This window comes from Streptomyces sp. NPDC047917 (genome assembly GCF_043204345.1).
GTDB lineage: Bacteria > Actinomycetota > Actinomycetes > Streptomycetales > Streptomycetaceae > Streptomyces > Streptomyces sanglieri.
In genome coordinates this window covers 304,796-321,524 of sequence record NZ_JBIDCA010000007.1, presented here as the reverse complement: position 1 = coordinate 321,524, position 16,729 = coordinate 304,796, and the positions used below count along the sequence as shown (strand labels likewise).

Sequence of the window (16,729 nt, the reverse complement as noted above, 5' to 3'; positions counted from 1 at the left end):
CGGTGCCGGGCTCCACACCCGGGCCCGGCACGAACCCCGGCCGGGGGGGGGCGGTGCCGGGCTGCACACCCGGGCCCGGCACACCCTGGCCGGACCGCGTCTCCTACAGCCGCTTCGTCACCTGCGCCAGGTCCACCGCGGCCGCCACCCGCACCGCCACGCTCTCCGCGTACGCCGCGTCCGGGCGCTCGAAGGCGGCGCGGTGGGCGGACCGCAGAAACGTCACCACACCCAGCGTGCGCCCCCGGCTCCGCAGCACCGCGCACAGCGCGTGCACGGCGTCGCCCGGCCACTGCCGCTCGGCCGCCCACGCCCCGGCCCCGGCCCCGGCACCCGCGCTGGCCCGCACCGACCCCGTACGGTCCACCGCCTGGAGGGCCGGATGCCCCGCCGCGTACCGCAGCGGAATGGAACCACCGGCCACCGGCAGACACGGCCCCGGCTCACCCGACGGCGTCGCCGCCACCCGCACCAGCCGCTCCCCCGCCACCACATCGACCAGCGCGTGATCCGCGAACCCGGCGAGCGCGTAGTCCAGATACGACGTCGCCGCCTCCATCGGGTCCTCGCACTCGGACGCCGCCCGCGAGGCCCGGTGCAACTGGTTCGACCGGAACCGCACCCGGTCCGCCTCCTGCGCCGCCAGCTTCTGCTCCGTCACGTCCTGGAACAGCCAGCCCACCCCCAGCGGAACCGGCTCCTGGGCCAACGGCGAGGCCAGCCGCAGAAAACCGCTGCGCCAGCACCGCCGCCGCTCCCCCTGCGCCGTCCGCAGCGTCACCCACAGCTCGGCGGGCGCCGGTGGTGCGCCCTCGGCGAGCACATGCTGCAACGCGCCCTCCAGATCCTCCACGCCCTGCCCGATCAGCTCCCCCAGCGGGCGCCCCAGCAGCGTCCTGCGGCCACCGCCCAGCGCCCGCGCCGCATGGGCGTTGACGACCGTCGGCCGCAGATCCGCGTCGACCAGCACCACACCCCAGGACGCGTCCTCGAACAACGCCTCGCTCAGCGCGATCGACCGCTCCAGATCGATCTGCGCGTGCACCTCGCCGAACGCGCAGTACACCCCGGCCGGCCTGCCGTCCGCGCCCCGCACCCCGGCCGACTGGGTCCGCACCAGCACCCGCCCGCCGTCCTTGCGCAGCAGCGCGAACTCATGCACCTGACGCCCCGGCGCCCCCATGACCGCCATCAGCCGCCCCTGCACCTCCTCGGCGTCCGCCCGCCGCACCGCCCACCCCGCGAACCCGGCCCGCCCCACGGCCTCCCCGGCGGACCAGCCCAGAATCCGCTCGGCCTCGCGGTTCCAGTGGGTGACCGTGCCGTGCGCGTCGAAGGCACAGAGCGCGGCGTCCATCCCGTCGAGCAACGCGGCGAGCAATACGGCCCCGGCCCCGCCCTGCGGCCCCTCGTCGGGCCCGAGCGCCTCGGCCGTTCCACTGCTTGTGGACGCACTCACCCCATACCCCCCGCAGGACGCATCCGGCATTTCCGCACGTCAGACCATTGAACTCGATGGTGACCCGACCCACACCGACTTCCCGGAAATCGACCGCCGCATTAATTCGCTTGTGCGGTGCCAGAGGTGTTCCTAGGCTGCTGCCACACGCGAAAGGAGGTGTTCCAGAAGTGATTTCTTCTCGGACTCGTGAGGTGGCTGCGGGCTGACGCCCGTTGTCGCGCACTTTGCAGTGCAGGCCGGTCATCGGCCAATCCCAATGCAGTCACCGACCCGCAGGCTCGCCGGTAAGTCCGGCCGGCTCCTCCGCAAGGAGGGTCCAGAGCCTGCGGGTCTCTGCATGTCCGGATGGGGCTGGGCTGCTACGGGCACAGGCGCTCGACGCGCCACTGATCGCCCTCGCGTACGTAGCGCAGCCGGTCGTGCAGCCGGTTCTCGTGGCCCTGCCAGAACTCGATCGTGTCGGGGACGACGCGGAAGCCGCCCCAGTTCGGGGGCGCGGGGACCTGTTCGCCCTCGGGGTAGCGGGCCGCGAGCTCCTCGTAGCGGGCGAGCAGTTCGTCGCGGGAGCCGATCACCGTGGACTGGGGGCTCGCCCAGGCGCCCAGCTGGGAGCCGTGCGGGCGGGTGCGGAAGTAGGCGGCCGTCTCGTCGCGGCCGGTGCGGTCCGCGCGGCCGGTGACGATGACCTGGCGGGCCATCGGGTGCCAGGGGAAGAGCAGCGAGACGTACGGGTTGGCGGTCAGTTCGCGGCCCTTGCGGGACTCGTAGTTGGTGAAGAAGACGAAGCCGCGCTCGTCGTACTTCTTCAGCAGCACGGTGCGCGAGGACGGGCGGCCCTCGGGGGTGGCGGTGGAGACCACCATGGCGTTGGGCTCGTGGAGCAGCCCGCCGACGGCGACCTGCCGGAACCAATGGGCGAACTGCTGCATCGGGTCGGCGGCCAGCGTGTCCTCGGTGAAGCCCTCGGAGCGGTACTGCTCGCGCATCGCGGCCGGATCGGTGGTGGAATCGGAGGGGGAATCTGCGGTGGGCACGGGGTCATCCTGCCGCAGGGGCAGGACCGGCCCGGCAAGGAGGGGTGTTGTGGGGCGGGGCCGATTCGGGGTGCTGTGCCGGATGTCACGCTTCCCCGGGTCCCGGGTGACCCGCCAGTATCTGAGGCAGGCCACTGTGGCCCGCGCAGAGCCGTCGACCGAGGGAGCCGCCATGTCCGACTTCGTACCGGGACTAGAGGGAGTCGTCGCGTTCGAGACGGAGATCGCCGAACCGGACAAGGAAGGCGGTGCGCTCCGCTACCGGGGTGTCGACATCGAGGATCTCGTCGGCCATGTGTCGTTCGGCAACGTCTGGGGCCTGCTGGTCGACGGGGCGTTCAACCCCGGTCTGCCGCCGGCCGAACCGTTCCCGATCCCGGTGCACTCCGGGGACATCCGGGTCGATGTGCAGTCCGCGCTGGCGATGCTCGCCCCCGTGTGGGGGCTGAAGCCGCTGCTCGACATCGACGAGGAGACGGCCCGCAACAACCTGGCGCGGGCCGCCGTGATGGCGCTGTCGTACGTCGCCCAGTCGGCGCGCGGGCAGGGGCTGCCGATGGTTCCGCAGAGCGAGATCGACAAGGCCGGTTCCGTGGTGGAGCGGTTCATGATCCGCTGGCGCGGCGAGCCGGACCCGAGGCACGTGAAGGCCGTGGACGCGTACTGGACGTCGGCCGCCGAGCACGGCATGAACGCCTCGACGTTCACCGCCCGGGTCATCGCGTCGACCGGCGCCGATGTGGCGGCGGCGCTGTCGGGTGCGGTGGGCGCGATGTCGGGGCCGCTGCACGGTGGTGCGCCGTCCCGGGTGCTCGGGATGATCGAGGAGATCGAGCGGACCGGTGATGCCACCGCGTACGTGAAGAAGGCCCTGGACAGGGGCGAGCGGCTGATGGGCTTCGGGCACCGGGTCTACCGGGCGGAGGACCCGCGGGCGCGGGTGCTGCGGCGTACGGCCGAGGAGTTGGGCGCGCCGCGCTTCGAGGTGGCGCAGGCGCTGGAGAAGGCCGCGCTGGAGGAGCTGCACGCGCGGCGCCCGGACCGGGTGCTGGCGACGAACGTGGAGTTCTGGGCGGCGATCATGCTGGACTTCGCGGAGGTTCCGGCGCACATGTTCACGTCGATGTTCACGTGTGCGCGTACGGCGGGCTGGTCGGCGCACATCCTGGAGCAGAAGCGGACGGGGCGGCTGGTGCGTCCCTCGGCGCGTTACGTGGGTCCGGGCTCGCGGGATCCGCGGGAGATCGAGGGGTACGACCAGCTCGCGGATCTGGGGAACTGAGAGCTCGGCTCGGCTCCGGGGCCGGGGGACGGGTTCTCTCCTTCGGCCTCGGCTCCCGTTCGAGTGGAATCACCACCCGTGACGCCCGGTATTCCTCGTAACGGGTTGCCAGCTTCCTGTACTCGCGATTCACTTGCGCACAGTCCCACTGAATCGCTGGGGGGAGGGCTCACGTGCTGCTGAACTTCAGGGTGTCGAATCATCGCTCGATCCGGGAAGAGCAAGAACTTCAGCTTCACCCCGCCTACGACGCGGACAGGCCTTCCGGCACGGACTGGCAGGCCGTTCCCGTGGCGGGCCTCTTCGGCGCCAACGCGGCCGGCAAGTCGAATCTGCTCGGCGCGTTGGAATACATGGCCCGGATGGTGGTGAACTCGCACCGTGACGCGGAGCCCGACGACGGTGTCACGCGCCGTCCCTTCCGTCTGGACACCGCCGCACTCGACGAGCCTTCCTGGTACGTGGTGGATCTGCTGCTCGACGGTGTCCGCTTCACCTACGGATTCAGCGTCGACGACGAGCGGGTTCTGGACGAATGGCTCTACAGCTATCCGCACGGGAAGAAGCGCAAGATCTTCGAACGGCCGGACGGCGACGTACAGCCGGGCGACTCACAGGCCAAGCGCGAACTCGAACTGGTCGAGAACATCACCGAACCCAATGTGCTGTTCCTGACCATGGCGGCACGTTCCAGGCAGCTGGACTTCCGCCCGGTCTACGACTGGTTCCTGACGGACTTGAGGTTCGGCCGACAGGGACCGGGACGCCTCGCCGGCTCCGACATGGCCCGGATGCTGGAGAGCCCGGAACGTCATCCCGAGCTGATGGCTCTCCTGCGCGCGGCCGACCTGGGCATCGAGGAGTGCGGCACGGAGCGTGTGCTCCTGGACGAGGACGCGCTGCGACAGCGGTACGGCGGACGCCTTCCGGCGCGCCTGCTCGCCAGGCTGGAGGAAGAGGGCCCGCAAGAACACCTGCGGCCCTGGCTCGGACATCGCGGTCGTACCGGCGTGGTGCGGATGGACCTGCACGAGCAGTCCGCCGGGACCCGGGCGCTGCTGGAACAGGCCCCACGGTTCATGTCGGTCCTTCGGCGGGGCGGCACCTTCGTCGTGGACGAGATCGACTCCAGTCTCCACCCGCTGCTCACCGCGCAGCTCATCGGCCTCTTCCAGGACCCGGCCACCAACCCGCACGGAGCGCAACTGGTCTTCACCACCCACGATGCCAGCCTGCTGGGCCGCATGGGCGGAGAGGACATTCTCAAGCGGGACCAGGTGTGGTTCCTGGAGAAGAATCGCCACGGGGAGACGGAGTTGTTCGCCCTGTCGGAGTTCAAGCCGCGCATCGGGGAGAACCACGAGCGCCGCTACCTGGGCGGCAGTTACGGCGGCGTGCCGTTCATCGACGACAGTTTCGCCAGGGCGCTGGCGGGCCGGGGGGAGCAGGATGGCGAGGGCACCGAAGCCGAGCGGACAGAACCGTCCCTCTTTTGATTCCCGGCTCGGCAGGAGGACCGGGAATCGCGTCACGCGACAGCGATTACTGGTCGTTTGCGGCACCAAGGTGACGGAACGGGACTATGTGCGGGGGCTCAAGTCCTCTGTCAGAAATCCGGCCGTTTCGGTCAAGATCCTCGAACACCCCAAGGCACCTTCCCAGGTCGTTTCGCACACAGTGAAGTTGCTCGCTTCGGCGGCCGACGAATACGACCGGGCGTGGTGCGTCTTCGACGTCGACGAGTTCACGGACATCGATCAGACCGTGACCGAAGCGGACCACCACGGCATCGGTATCGCACTGTCCAATCCATGCTTTGAGCTGTGGCTGTTGCTGCACTTCGCCGACCACCGCGGCCATGCCCCGTCGTACGCCCATCTCGTGCCGCACCTGGACAAGCACGCGCCGGGCGGGTACAGCAAGACCCGCCTCGACTTCCGTCTCTACGAAAACACCTGGCCCGAAGCCGTCCGCCGCGCGAAAGGTCTGGCTCCGGAGGGCGACGAGCCGAAGGTGAACCCCTCCACCGGCATGTGGCAGCTCGCCCTCGCCATCGGCGGTCCGGCGGGGTACGACCAGCCGGCCGATCTGGGGAACTGAGGCCCGGGTCCGCACGGACGGGAGACGCCGCGGCACTCCCGTCCGTGCCGTGTTCGGCGGGGCAGGCCGCGGGAGCCACACCCTCCGAGCCGTGCCGAGCCGAGCCGTGCCGCGCCCGTCACGCACCTGTGCCGCGCCCCCGCGCGCCCTGTGCAATGCCTGCGGCAACACCCCTCGCCGCACCCCCTGCCGTGCCTGTGCCGCACCCCGCGCGCCCTGCGCCGTGCCTGTGCCGCACCCCGCGCGCCCTGTGCCGGGCCTGTGCCGTTCCTGTGGCGAGTCTGTGTCATTCCCGCCTCAGTCTGAGAGGGCGTCGTGGCGCGCCTCGTTGACGCACCGCCGTCGTCGTGCTGCGCCGACGTGTCCGGTCACACGGCCGGGCGCTTCGCCCAGTTGAACGTTCCGGCTGCCGTATGGGCAACCCTCACTGCCAGTTAGGTCAAAATGACACACAAGGGACGCATCGTCTCCGCAGTCGCCCTCACCACTCTGACGCTCGGGCTCACGGCCTGCAACGACGGCGAGGACGCGGCACCGGCGCAGGAATCGCCGTCGGCCTCCGCCCCGGCGTCGTCCGACCCGGGCGCCAAGAGCCCGTCCACGGACCCCAGCGACGACGCCGCCGCTCCGGCCGGTGGTGACGTCGCCGCACCGGGCACGAAGTTCAAGATCGGTGACCGGGCGGTCCTGCCGTTCAAGTACGGGACCACCAAGAAGGGCACCGTCGCCGTGACCGTCACGGCGATCGAGAAGGGCGCCGAGGCCGACATGGCCGCATTCGGTGCCAAGGCGAAGGGCATGACGCCCTACTACATCCGGATGAAGGTGGAGAACGTCGGCGGGACCGACCTGTCGTACGCGTCGCTGAGGCTGCGCGGCAAGCTGGAAGGCGGCGCCCCCACAGGCGTCATTCTGATCGGCGACATCCAGGGCAAGTGCGACAGCGAGGCGGCGCCCCGCGACTTCACCACCAAGGGCGCGTCGTACGAGACCTGCTCGCTCAGCGCCACGAAGACCGATCCCATCGCGGTCGCCTCGTTCGAGGAGGGTGACGCGTACCGCGACAGCCCGGTCCTCTGGACCAACTGATCAGCCGTTCCCGTGTCAGCGGGCCGGGCATCCCGTCCCTGACGGCACGCCCGGCCCGCGGCCCACGCGCTACAGCTTCCCGGCGAGGAGCACGGTGCGGTGGCCGCCCAGTCTGCGGCCGATCTCCCGGGTGAAGTCGGACGTGAGCTCCGCCCAGCCCCAGAACGTGAACCCGAGGTGCCCGCACGCGTAGTAGTCGTCCTCCCAGCTCCACCGGTCGATCCCGGACGGTCGGGCGCAGGACGGGCAGTGCACGATCCCTTCGCCACCGTCCTCGGCCCAGTCCTGGAACCGCCCCTTGAAGGGATCCCAGGCTGACTCGATGGGCTCCCACACCTCGTCGACCAGCCGGATCTCGGTCCGGCAGAGCGGGCAGGTGGCCGCGCCCGCGTCTCCCTGGCCACTGTCGAAGACCGTACGGCCGGTCTGGACGTGAAACCCGTTGCTCCACAGGTCGACCGGGTCCGGGTCATCGACGGCCCTGGTGAAGTGCGGGCCGGGGGCGTGACCGTATCCGTCTCCGTCCAGGACGCAGTCGGTGCGCTCGGCCGCCACGATCCCGTCCGCGATCAGCCAGTCCAGGATCCGGGCTCCGAGCTCCTGCGCGTCCCGCTCGGTGGCGTCGAGGTCGACGATCGTCTGGAAGTAGTCCCCCATGATTCCCCTGATTCCCCCGGTTCCTCAGCGGCCCACGTGTGCAGTGCTCATCGCTCTCCCGGCGGACAGTCCAACAGACCCAGGGCGTCTTCGGGCCTGAGGGCCTGAGGGCCTGAGCTCGCAGCATCGCATACACGTGGTGTCCGGCGCTCGCCGTCGGTGGTCCGGCGTAGCAGAAGCCCTCACCCCAGCGCGTCCTCCACCAGCGCGGCCCACTGCGCCACGACCCTGCGCCGCCGGGCCGTGTCGTCGGTGAGGACGTTGGCCAGGCCCAGACCGCGGGCCATGTCGAGGAGGCCCTGGACGGTTTCGCGTACGCCGGGTCTCGTCTCGTCGGCGGCGAGCAGTTCGACGGCGATGCGGTGGGTCTCGCGGCCGACACGGGCTTCGAGTTCGGTGACGCGGGGGCGCAGCTGCGGTTCGTTGGAGGCGGCGACCCAGAGCTGGAGGGCGGCGCGGAAGAGCGGGCCGGTGTAGAGGTCGACGAGGGCGGCGACGACGTCCGTGCGGCCCTGGACGGGCAGGGCGCGCAGGGCGGCGGAGCGTTCCTCGGCGACGTATTCGACTGCTGCGGTGAACAGGTCCTCGCGGGTGGGGAAGTGGTGCTGGGCGGCGCCCCGTGAGACGCCCGCGCGTTCGGCGACGACGGAGACGGTGGAGCCCGCCCAGCCGTGTTCGGCGAGGCAGGCGACGGCCGCTTCGAGGAGTCCGCGGCGGGTGGCCCGGCTGCGGTCCTGCTTGGGGGTCCGGTCGGTGGGGGGCGTCACAGCGCCCATGCGGGCTCCCGTCGTTCGAGGAAGGCCGTCATTCCTTCCCGTGCCTCGGCGGAGGCGAAGAGGGCCGCCGAGCGGGCGATGAGGTCTTCGGCATGCTGGTCGAAATTCTTCAGCACATTAGCCGTGACCAGCTCCTTCGATGCCGTCAGCCCCTGGGGCGACGCCTTGCGCAGCCCGTCCAGGACGGGGGCGAGTGCCGTGTCGATGTCCTCGGTGGGCCCGGTGGCGAGTGTGATCAGGCCGATGCGGGCGGCTTCGGCGGCGTCGAAGCGTTCGCCGGTGAGGTAGTAGCGGGCGGCGGCGCGCGGGTCGGTGCGGGGCAGCAGGGGCAGGGAGATGACGGCGGGGGCGAGGCCGAGCCGGGATTCGGTGAGGGCGAAGGTGGCTCCGGGGCCGGCCGCGGAGATGTCGCAGGCGCCGAGCAGGCCGAGGCCGCCCGCGCGTACGTGGCCGGTGACCCGGGCGACGACGGGTTTGGGGAGGGCGATGATCCGCCGCATCAGGGCGACGAGGGCGTGCGGCTCGGGCGGTGCGGTGAGGTCGGCTCCGGCGCAGAAGGTGTTGCCGGTGTGGGTGAGGACGACGGCTCGTGCGGTGTCGTCGGCGGCGCAGTCGTCCAGGGCGGTGGCGAGCTCGCCGACCAGGGCGGCGGAGAGCGCGTTGCGGTTGGCGGGCGAGTCGAGGGTGAGGGTGGTGATGCCCCGGTCGTGGGTGGGTGGGGCGAGCCGGCTCATCGGTCACTCTCCTTGCTGCGGGGATGTCGCGTCGAGCGTGGCAGCGGGAGCAGGAACAATCAAGCACGCTTGCATGATTTCAGTGGCCCCGCTTTCGGGCGCCCCGCTTTCGGGCGCCCCGGTTTCGGGCACCCCGCTTCCCGGCGCCTCGCGAGCGGTCATGGGCCGGCAGCAGGGGTTGTGAACCTCTTGGCGGGCCCTCCACACCGCCGCAGCCGCGGCGTGGAGGGACAGGGTGTCCCGGCTCAGTACGACTTGGGCAGCCCCAGGGACTGGTGGGAGACGTAGTTCAGGATCATTTCCCGGCTGACGGGGGCGATCCGGGCGACGCGGGCCGCGGTGATGAGGGAGGCGAGGCCGTATTCGCGGGTGAGGCCGTTGCCGCCCAGGGTGTGCACGGCCTGGTCGACGGCCTTGACGCAGGCTTCGCCGGCCGCGTACTTCGCCATGTTGGCGGCCTCGCCGGCGCCGATGTCGTCGCCGTCGTCGTAGAGCCTGGCGGCCTTCTGCATCATCAGCCGGGCCAGTTCGAGTTCGATGTGGGCCTGGGCGAGCGGGTGGGCGATGGCCTGGTGGGAGCCGATGGGTTCCTTCCACACCTGGCGGGTCTTGGCGTATTCGACGGCGCGGGCGAGGGCGTAGCGGCCCATGCCGATGCCGAAGGCGGCGGTCATGATGCGTTCGGGGTTGAGCCCGGCGAAGAGCTGGAGGAGTCCGGCGTCCTCGTCGCCGACGAGGGCGTCGGCGGGCAGGCGTACGTCGTCGAGGACCAGTTCGAACTGCTTCTCCGGGGCCTGGAGTTCCATGTCGATCTGCGAGCGGCCGAAGCCGGGGGCATCGCGGGGGACGATGAAGAGGCAGGCCTTGAGCTTGCCGGTCCTGGCGTCCTCGGTGCGGCCGACGACGAGGGTGGCGTCGGCGATGTCGACGCCGGAGACGAAGACCTTGCGGCCGGTGAGCAGCCAGTCGGCGTCCGCGCCGGAGCCGTCCCTGCGGGCGGTGGTGGTGATGCGGTGGGAGTTGGATCCGGCGTCGGGTTCGGTGATGCCGAAGGCCATGGTGAGGCTGCCGTCGGCGAGGCCGGGGAGCCACTGCCGCTTCTGGACGTCGGTGCCGAAGCGGGCTATGACGGTGCCGCAGATCGCCGGGGAGACCACCATCATCAGCAGCGGGCTTCCGGCGGCGCCCAACTCCTCCAGGACGATGGAGAGTTCAGCCATTCCGCTGCCTCCGCCGCCGTACTCCTCGGGGAGGTTCACGCCGAGGTAGCCGAGCTTGGCGGCCTCGGCCCACAGTTCGTGCGGGTGGGCGCCGTCGCGTACGACGGAGGTCATGTAGTCGCGTCCGTAGCGCTTGCCGAGGGCGGCGACGGCGGCGCGCAGTGCCTGGTGCTCTTCGGTTTCGAGGACGGTGCTCATTGCTTCGGTTCCTCCTGTACGTCTTGCACGACGGCGAGCAGGGCGCCGACCTCCACCTGGAGGCCGGGTGCGGCGTGGAGCGCGGTGAGGGTGCCGGACGCGGGGGCGAGGATGCGGTGTTCCATCTTCATCGCCTCCAGCCAGATCAGTGGCTGTCCGGCCCGGACCGCCGCCCCTTCGGCGAGCCCGTCCGCGAGGCGGACGACGGTGCCGGGCATGGGGGCGAGCAGGGAGCCGGGTTCGGTGCGGTCGGTGGGGTCGGTGAAGCGGGGCAGGGCGGTGAGGGTGTACGAGCCGGTGGCGGTGTCCACGTACGCCTTGTCGCCGTGGACGGCGATGTCGAAGTGGCGGGTGAGGCCGTCGCCGGTTTCGAGGGTGACGCGGTCGGGGCGGGCGGCGATGACGCGTTCGCCGGTCTCGGGGGCGGGGCCGGTGCGGGTGGTGCGGTAGGCCGCCTCGTGTTCGGTGCCGTCGGGTTCGGCGCGGTAGCGCTTGGTCCGGGGCTGGGAGGAGATGTTGCGCCAGGCGCCGAAGCGGGCCGGGCCGGGGCCGGGTGCGTGCTGCCGGGCGGCGGCGTCGGCGAGGGCGGCGGCCAGGGCGGCGCGACGCGAATCCGCTGCGTCGGGGGCCGGGGTGAGGGCGTCGAGGTGGCGGTCGTAGAAGCCGGTGTCGAGGCGGGTGGCGAGGAAGTCGGGGTGGCGCAGGGAACGTACGAGCAGGTCGCGGTTGGTGACCGGGCCGTGGATGCGGGCGCGTTCCAGGGCGCGGGCGAGCAGGCGTACGGCTTCGGTGCGGGTGGGGGCGTGGGCGACGACCTTGGCGAGCATCGGGTCGTAGTGGACGCCGATGGTGTCGCCGTCGGTGTACCCGGTGTCGAGGCGCAGTCCTGGCTCGTCGGGTATGTGGAAGGTGTGCAGTGTGCCGGTCTGGGGCTGCCAGCCGTGGGCGGGGTCCTCAGCGTAGAGGCGGGCCTCGACGGCGTGGCCGTGCGGTGCGGGGGGTGCGGTGGCGGGCAGGGGTTCGCCTTCGGCGATGCGGAGCTGGAGGGCGACGAGGTCGAGGCCGAAGACGGCTTCGGTGACGGGGTGTTCGACCTGGAGGCGGGTGTTCATCTCCAGGAAGAAGGGGCGTCCGTCCGGGGCGAGCAGGAATTCGACGGTGCCCGCGCCCCGGTAGCCGACGGCGTGCGCGGCGGCCACGGCGGCGTCGTGCAGCCGGGTGCGCAGCGCGTCGTCGAGTCCGGGGGCGGGGGCTTCCTCGATGACCTTCTGATGGCGTCGCTGGAGCGAGCAGTCGCGGGTGGAGAGCGCCCAGACCCCGCCGTGTCCGTCGGCCATGACCTGGACCTCGACATGCCGGCCGCGCTCCACGTACGGCTCGGCGAAGACCTCGCCGTCCCCGAACGCGGATGCCGCCTCCATGGTCGCGGCCGTCAACTCAGCGGGTAGTTCGGTGAGTTCGCGTACGATCCGCATTCCGCGTCCGCCGCCGCCGGCCGCCGCCTTGAGCAGCAGCGGCAGGTCGTCGGCGGTGGCCTCGGCCGGGTCGACGGGGGCGAGCAGCGGCACCCCGGCGGCGGCCATCAGTTCCTTGGCGCGGGTCTTGGACGCCATCAGCTCGATGGCCTTGACCGGTGGGCCCACCCAGAGGAGTCCGGCGTCCTGCACGGCGCGGGCGAATCCGGCGTTCTCGGAGAGGAATCCGTAGCCGGGGTGGACGGCGTCGGCACCGGCCGCGAGCGCGGCGGCGACGACGAGGTCGGCGCGGAGGTAGGTGTCGGACGGGGCGGCGCCGGGCAGCCGTACGGCGGTGTCCGCCTCCCGTACGTGCAGGGCGTCGGCGTCCGCGTCGGAGTACACGGCGACGGTGGCGATGCCGAGCGCCCGGCAGGTGCGGAAGATCCGGCAGGCGATCTCGCCCCGGTTGGCGACGAGGAGGGTGCTGATCATGGTCGTCCTCACATCCGGAAGATGCCGAAGCCGCCGCGGGCGCCTTCGACCGGGGCGGTGTGGATCGCGGACAGGCACATTCCGAGGACGGTCCTGGTGTCGCGCGGGTCGATGACCCCGTCGTCGTACAGCCGCCCGGACAGGAACATGGGCAGCGACTCGGACTCGATCTGCTGCTCGACCATGGCGCGCAGTGCGGCGTCGGCCTCGTCGTCGTACGGCTGTCCCTTCGCGGCGGCGGAGGCGCGGGCGACGATGGAGAGCACCCCGGCGAGCTGCTGCGGGCCCATGACGGCGGACTTGCTGCCGGGCCAGGCGAAGAGGAAGCGCGGGTCGTAGGCCCGGCCGCACATGCCGTAGTGCCCGGCGCCGTAGGAGGCGCCCATCAGTACGGACAGGTGCGGGACCTTCGAGTTGGACACCGCGTTGATCATCATCGCGCCGTGCTTGATGATGCCGCCCTGTTCGTACTCCTTGCCGACCATGTAGCCGGTGGTGTTGTGGAGGAAGAGCAGCGGGATGTCGCGCTGGTTGGCGAGCTGGATGAACTGGGCGGCCTTCTGCGACTCCTCGCTGAACAGCACGCCCTGCGCGTTGGCGAGGATACCGACGGGGTATCCGTGCAGCCTGGCCCACCCGGTGACCAGGCTGGTCCCGTAGAGCGGTTTGAACGCGTCGAAGTCGGAGCCGTCGACGAGCCGGGCGATGACCTCGCGCGGGTCGAAGGGCACCTTCAGGTCGCCGGGCACGATGCCGATCAGCTCGTCCTCGTCGTACTTGGGCGGCTCGGCGGGGCCCGGATCGGTGTGTGCCTTGCGCCAGTTGAGGCGGGCGACGATCCGGCGGGCCTGGCGCAGCGCGTCCTGCTCGTCGACGGCGAAGTGGTCGGCGAGTCCGGAAGTGCGGGCGTGCATCTCGGCGCCGCCGAGCGATTCGTCGTCGCTCTCCTCACCGGTCGCCATCTTGACCAGGGGCGGTCCGCCGAGGAAGACCTTGGACCGTTCCTTGATCATGACGGTGTGGTCGGACATGCCGGGGACGTAGGCCCCGCCGGCTGTGGAGTTACCGAAGACCACGGCGACCGTCGGGATGCCGGCCGCCGAGAGCCGGGTGATGTCGCGGAACAGTGCCCCGCCGGGGATGAAGATCTCCTTCTGGGAGGGCAGATCGGCGCCGCCGGACTCCACCAGGCTGACGCAGGGCAGCCGGTTGGCGAAGGCGATCTCGTTGGCCCGCAGCGCCTTCTTGAGGGTCCAGGGGTTGGAGGCGCCGCCACGTACGGTCGGGTCGTTGGCGGTGATCAGGCACTCGACGCCCTCGATCACCCCGATCCCGGTGATGAGCGAGGCGCCGACCGTGTACCCGGGGGCCTCACTGCCCCAGGCGGCGAGCGGCGACAGCTCCAGGAACGGGGTGTCCTCGTCGATCAGCAGCTCGATCCGCTCGCGGGCCAGGAGCTTGCCGCGCGAGCGGTGCCGCGCCACGTACTTCTCGCCGCCGCCCGCCTGCGCCTTGAGGTGCTCGCCGGCCAGTTCGTCGAGCTTGGCGAGCATGGCGGTGCGGTTGGCGGCGTATTCGGGGCTCGCGATGTCGAGCGCGGTGGGCAGGACGGTCATGCGTGCGCCTCCGGTGCGTGGGCGGTCTCCAGCAGCGATACGGGAATGGGCAGGTGCCGGGAGCGCAGCCACTCCCCCACCGCCTTGGCCTGCGGGTCGAACCGGTGCTGGGCGGCGACGCCCTCGCCGAGCAGCCCGTGCACGGTGAAGTTCAGGGCGCGCAGATTCGGCAGGAGGTGGCGTACGACGGTGAGGGCGGCGGTCTCCGGGAGCAGTTCCCGGAACCGTTCGACGGTCAGTTCGTGGGCCAGCCACCGCCAGGCGTCGTCGTCGACGGCCCACACCCCCACGTTGGCGTCGCCGCCCTTGTCGCCGCTGCGGGCGCCCGCGATCCGGCCGAGCGGGGCGGACCGGGTGGGACCGGGGTCCGGCAGGGGTTCGGGCAGCGGCGGTTCGGCGACGTCCCGGAGCGGCCGTGTCGTCGCGGGGGGTGCCAGGTGCTCCCGGCGCCCGTCGGGGAGTACGGCGATGTGCGGGACCTCGCCGGCCGGTACGTACCGGGCCTCGAACACCCCGTACGGGGCACCCTTGCCGGGCGGGGCGGTGACGTGGAAGCCGGGGTAGCTGCCGAGGGCGAGCTCGATCGCGGCGCCGGAGACCGCGCGCCCGACCGTCTCCTGGTCCTGATCGCGGACGACGAGCCGGAGCAGGGCGCTCGCGCTCTCCTCGGTGGCGGCGTCGGCCCGGTCGGTCCGGGCCAGCTCCCACCGCACCTCGTCCGGTTCGGCGCCGGAGCGGGCGAGCGCGTCCGCGAACTGCTCGCGCACCAGCCGGGCCTTGGCCTCGATGTCGAGTCCGGTGAGCACGAAGACGACCTCGTTGCGCCAGCCGCCGAGCCGGTTCAGCCCGGCCTTGAGAGTGGGGGGCGGGGCCTCGCCGCGTACGCCGGAGATCCTGACCCGGTCGGGTCCGTCCTGGGTCAGCCGTACGGTGTCGAGCCGGGCGGTGACGTCCGGTCCGGCGTACCGGGCGCCGCCGGTCTCGTACAGCAGTTGGGCGGTGACGGTGCCGAGGTCGACGAGCCCGCCGGTGCCGTCGTGCTTGGTGATGACGGACGAGCCGTCGGCGTGGATCTCGGCGACGGGGAAGCCGGGACGGCGCAGGTCGTGACCCCGGAAGAAGGAGTAGTTGCCGCCGGTGGCCTGGGTTCCGCACTCCAGTGCGTGTCCGGCGACGACGGCCCCGGCGAGCGCGTCGAGGTCGTCGGGGCCCCAGCCGAAGTGGGCGGCGGCGGGCCCGGTGACGAGGGCCGCGTCGGTGACCCGTCCGGTGACGACGATGTCCGCGCCGGCGGTGAGGCAGGCGGCGATCCCGGCGCCGCCGAGGTAGGCGTTGGCGGTGAGGAACCCCTCGGGCACGGGCAGGCTGTCGCCCTCCACATGGGCGACCCGCACCGGGACGCCGACCTTCGCCGCCAACTCCCGTACCGCGTCGGCCAGTCCGGCCGGGTTGAGGCCGCCCGCGTTGGCGACGATCCTGACCCCGCGCTCGTGGGCGAGGCCGAGCCCCTCTTCGAGCTGGCGCAGGAAGGTGGTGGCGTAGCCGCGCTTCGGGTCCTTGAGCCTGCTCCGGCCGAGGATGAGCATGGTCAGCTCGGCCAGGTAGTCCCCGGTGAGGACGTCGAGGGGGCCGCCGGTGAGCATCTCGCGCACGGCGTCGAAGCGGTCGCCGTAGAACCCGGAGGCGTTGCCGATCCGCAGCGGCGCGGTCACTCGGCCTCCCTCCGGGGTGTGGGCGGTCACTCGCCCTCACCCCGGGGTGCGCGGCCCGGTCCGGCGGGTCCGGCGAACGCCTGGGCGATGTCGAGCCACTGGTCGGCGTCCGGGCCGACGGCCAGTACGGCGAGGTCGTCGCGGTGCGCGCGCTGGGTGACGAGGAGACAGAAGTCGACGAGCGGCCCGCTGACGCGCTGCGGTGCGTCCGGCGCCCCGAAGGCGATCAACTCCCCGTCAGCGGTGTGCAGTTCGACCCGGAACTCCTCCTTGGGCGCCTGGATCCCCCGTACCAGATAGGCGTAGTCGCGGGCCCGTACCCCGATCCGGGCGACGTGCCGCAGCCGGGCGGTGGGGGGCCTGGTGACCCCGAGGGCGTCGGCGATGTCCTGGCCGTGCGCCCAGCTCTCCATGATCCGGGCGGTCGCCATGGACGCGACGCTCATCGGCGGCCCGTACCAGGGGAACTTCACGCCCGGCGGGGCCGCGGCCAGGGCCGCGTGCAGCCGGGCCCGGCCCTCGCGCCACCGGACGAGCAGTTCCTCGGGCGGCAGCAGCGCGACGAGCTCCCCGGCGGCCTCGTCGACGAACGTCTCGGGGTGCGCGAGCGCCTTCTCGACCTCGGCGGCGAAGGCGTCCGGTTCGGTGACGGCGATCAGGGCGACCTCGTCGGTCCAGTTCAGGTGCGCGATCTGATGGGCGACGGTCCACCCCTCGGCCGGGGTCGGCCGCGCCCAGTGGGCCGCGTCCACCCCGGCGACCAACCGGTCGAGTTCCTCGCTCTCCTGACGCAGGTCGTCGAGTACGGCGACGGTCACGGCCGATGCATCGGACACGGTGCACTCCCTCGGGGCGTGGCGGTGTGCCCAGGAGCATGGCAGCGGGCCAATAAACAATCAA

The 16,729-nt window shown here is 71.7% G+C and carries 14 protein-coding genes; 4 read left to right on the top strand and 10 right to left on the bottom strand.

The window, feature by feature from the left end; genetic code table 11:
• Positions 1–103: 103 nt before the first annotated feature.
• Positions 104–1,459: a PAS domain-containing protein gene (locus ACGF8B_RS19285; protein ID WP_392739815.1), complete on the bottom strand. Its 1,356-nt coding sequence runs from the start codon at positions 1,457–1,459 to the stop codon at positions 104–106.
• Between the two features lie 362 nt (positions 1,460–1,821).
• The gene (gene pdxH, locus ACGF8B_RS19280; RefSeq protein ID WP_323186651.1) at positions 1,822–2,448 is read right to left on the bottom strand and encodes a pyridoxamine 5'-phosphate oxidase; all 627 of its coding nucleotides are present in this window, start codon (positions 2,446–2,448) and stop codon (positions 1,822–1,824) included.
• 220 nt (positions 2,449–2,668) lie between these two features.
• On the opposite strand from pdxH, the gene ACGF8B_RS19275 reads away from it, so the two are divergent.
• The 4 genes from ACGF8B_RS19275 to ACGF8B_RS19260 all read left to right on the top strand — a co-directional run bounded on the left by ACGF8B_RS19275 (position 2,669) and on the right by ACGF8B_RS19260 (position 6,967).
• Positions 2,669–3,778 (top strand): citrate synthase 2, encoded by a 1,110-nt coding sequence (locus ACGF8B_RS19275; protein WP_392739813.1) that lies wholly within the window; start codon positions 2,669–2,671, stop codon positions 3,776–3,778.
• Positions 3,779–3,951: 173 nt separating this feature from the next.
• Positions 3,952–5,274 (top strand): ATP/GTP-binding protein, encoded by a 1,323-nt coding sequence (locus ACGF8B_RS19270; protein ID WP_392739811.1) that lies wholly within the window; start codon positions 3,952–3,954, stop codon positions 5,272–5,274.
• Positions 5,228–5,878: an RloB family protein gene (locus ACGF8B_RS19265; RefSeq protein WP_392739809.1), complete on the top strand. Its 651-nt coding sequence runs from the start codon at positions 5,228–5,230 to the stop codon at positions 5,876–5,878. The genes ACGF8B_RS19270 and ACGF8B_RS19265 overlap by 47 nt, the downstream gene beginning before the upstream one ends.
• A gap of 444 nt (positions 5,879–6,322) precedes the next feature.
• The gene (locus ACGF8B_RS19260; protein WP_392739807.1) at positions 6,323–6,967 is read left to right on the top strand and encodes a hypothetical protein; all 645 of its coding nucleotides are present in this window, start codon (positions 6,323–6,325) and stop codon (positions 6,965–6,967) included.
• Positions 6,968–7,036: 69 nt separating this feature from the next.
• On the opposite strand, the gene ACGF8B_RS19255 is transcribed toward ACGF8B_RS19260, so the two are convergent.
• The 8 genes from ACGF8B_RS19255 to ACGF8B_RS19220 all read right to left on the bottom strand — a co-directional run bounded on the left by ACGF8B_RS19255 (position 7,037) and on the right by ACGF8B_RS19220 (position 16,665).
• Positions 7,037–7,624 (bottom strand): hypothetical protein, encoded by a 588-nt coding sequence (locus ACGF8B_RS19255; RefSeq protein WP_392739805.1) that lies wholly within the window; start codon positions 7,622–7,624, stop codon positions 7,037–7,039.
• Between the two features lie 182 nt (positions 7,625–7,806).
• Positions 7,807–8,400: a TetR/AcrR family transcriptional regulator gene (locus ACGF8B_RS19250; protein WP_392739803.1), complete on the bottom strand. Its 594-nt coding sequence runs from the start codon at positions 8,398–8,400 to the stop codon at positions 7,807–7,809.
• On the bottom strand, positions 8,388–9,134 hold the full coding sequence (locus ACGF8B_RS19245) for an enoyl-CoA hydratase family protein (RefSeq protein ID WP_392739801.1): 747 nt from the start codon (positions 9,132–9,134) through the stop codon (positions 8,388–8,390). Before ACGF8B_RS19245 ends, ACGF8B_RS19250 begins: the two co-directional genes overlap by 13 nt.
• A gap of 245 nt (positions 9,135–9,379) precedes the next feature.
• The gene (locus tag ACGF8B_RS19240) at positions 9,380–10,552 is read right to left on the bottom strand and encodes an acyl-CoA dehydrogenase family protein (RefSeq protein WP_392739799.1); all 1,173 of its coding nucleotides are present in this window, start codon (positions 10,550–10,552) and stop codon (positions 9,380–9,382) included.
• Positions 10,549–12,501 carry a biotin carboxylase N-terminal domain-containing protein gene (locus tag ACGF8B_RS19235; RefSeq protein ID WP_392739797.1) on the bottom strand — a complete coding sequence of 651 codons (1,953 nt, stop codon included), beginning with the start codon at positions 12,499–12,501 and terminating at the stop codon, positions 10,549–10,551. The genes ACGF8B_RS19240 and ACGF8B_RS19235 overlap by 4 nt, the downstream gene beginning before the upstream one ends.
• Positions 12,502–12,509: 8 nt before the next feature.
• The gene (locus ACGF8B_RS19230) at positions 12,510–14,117 is read right to left on the bottom strand and encodes an acyl-CoA carboxylase subunit beta (RefSeq protein ID WP_392739795.1); all 1,608 of its coding nucleotides are present in this window, start codon (positions 14,115–14,117) and stop codon (positions 12,510–12,512) included.
• Positions 14,114–15,829, bottom strand: a complete 1,716-nt coding sequence (locus tag ACGF8B_RS19225) for an acyclic terpene utilization AtuA family protein (RefSeq protein ID WP_392739793.1) — start codon at positions 15,827–15,829, stop codon at positions 14,114–14,116. The genes ACGF8B_RS19230 and ACGF8B_RS19225 overlap by 4 nt, the downstream gene beginning before the upstream one ends.
• Before the next feature lie 26 nt (positions 15,830–15,855).
• Positions 15,856–16,665, bottom strand: coding sequence for a TIGR03084 family metal-binding protein (locus ACGF8B_RS19220; RefSeq protein WP_392739792.1), 810 nt, complete (start codon positions 16,663–16,665; stop codon positions 15,856–15,858).
• Between the last annotated feature and the right edge of the window lie 64 nt (positions 16,666–16,729).

Excerpts from the sequence above, each read along its gene's own strand:
- ACGF8B_RS19240 (WP_392739799.1), bottom strand. The coding sequence starts at position 10,552 with ATGAGCACCGTCCTCGAAACCGAAGAGCACCAGGCACTGCGCGCCGCC.
- ACGF8B_RS19255 (WP_392739805.1), bottom strand. The coding sequence starts at position 7,624 with ATGGGGGACTACTTCCAGACGATCGTCGACCTCGACGCCACCGAGCGG.
- ACGF8B_RS19245 (WP_392739801.1), bottom strand. The coding sequence starts at position 9,134 with ATGAGCCGGCTCGCCCCACCCACCCACGACCGGGGCATCACCACCCTC.
- ACGF8B_RS19250 (WP_392739803.1), bottom strand. The coding sequence starts at position 8,400 with ATGGGCGCTGTGACGCCCCCCACCGACCGGACCCCCAAGCAGGACCGC.
- ACGF8B_RS19230 (WP_392739795.1), bottom strand. The coding sequence starts at position 14,117 with ATGACCGTCCTGCCCACCGCGCTCGACATCGCGAGCCCCGAATACGCC.
- ACGF8B_RS19235 (WP_392739797.1), bottom strand. The coding sequence starts at position 12,501 with ATGATCAGCACCCTCCTCGTCGCCAACCGGGGCGAGATCGCCTGCCGG.
- ACGF8B_RS19275 (WP_392739813.1), top strand. The coding sequence starts at position 2,669 with ATGTCCGACTTCGTACCGGGACTAGAGGGAGTCGTCGCGTTCGAGACG.
- ACGF8B_RS19265 (WP_392739809.1), top strand. The coding sequence starts at position 5,228 with ATGGCGAGGGCACCGAAGCCGAGCGGACAGAACCGTCCCTCTTTTGAT.
- pdxH (WP_323186651.1), bottom strand. The coding sequence starts at position 2,448 with ATGCGCGAGCAGTACCGCTCCGAGGGCTTCACCGAGGACACGCTGGCC.
- ACGF8B_RS19260 (WP_392739807.1), top strand. The coding sequence starts at position 6,323 with ATGACACACAAGGGACGCATCGTCTCCGCAGTCGCCCTCACCACTCTG.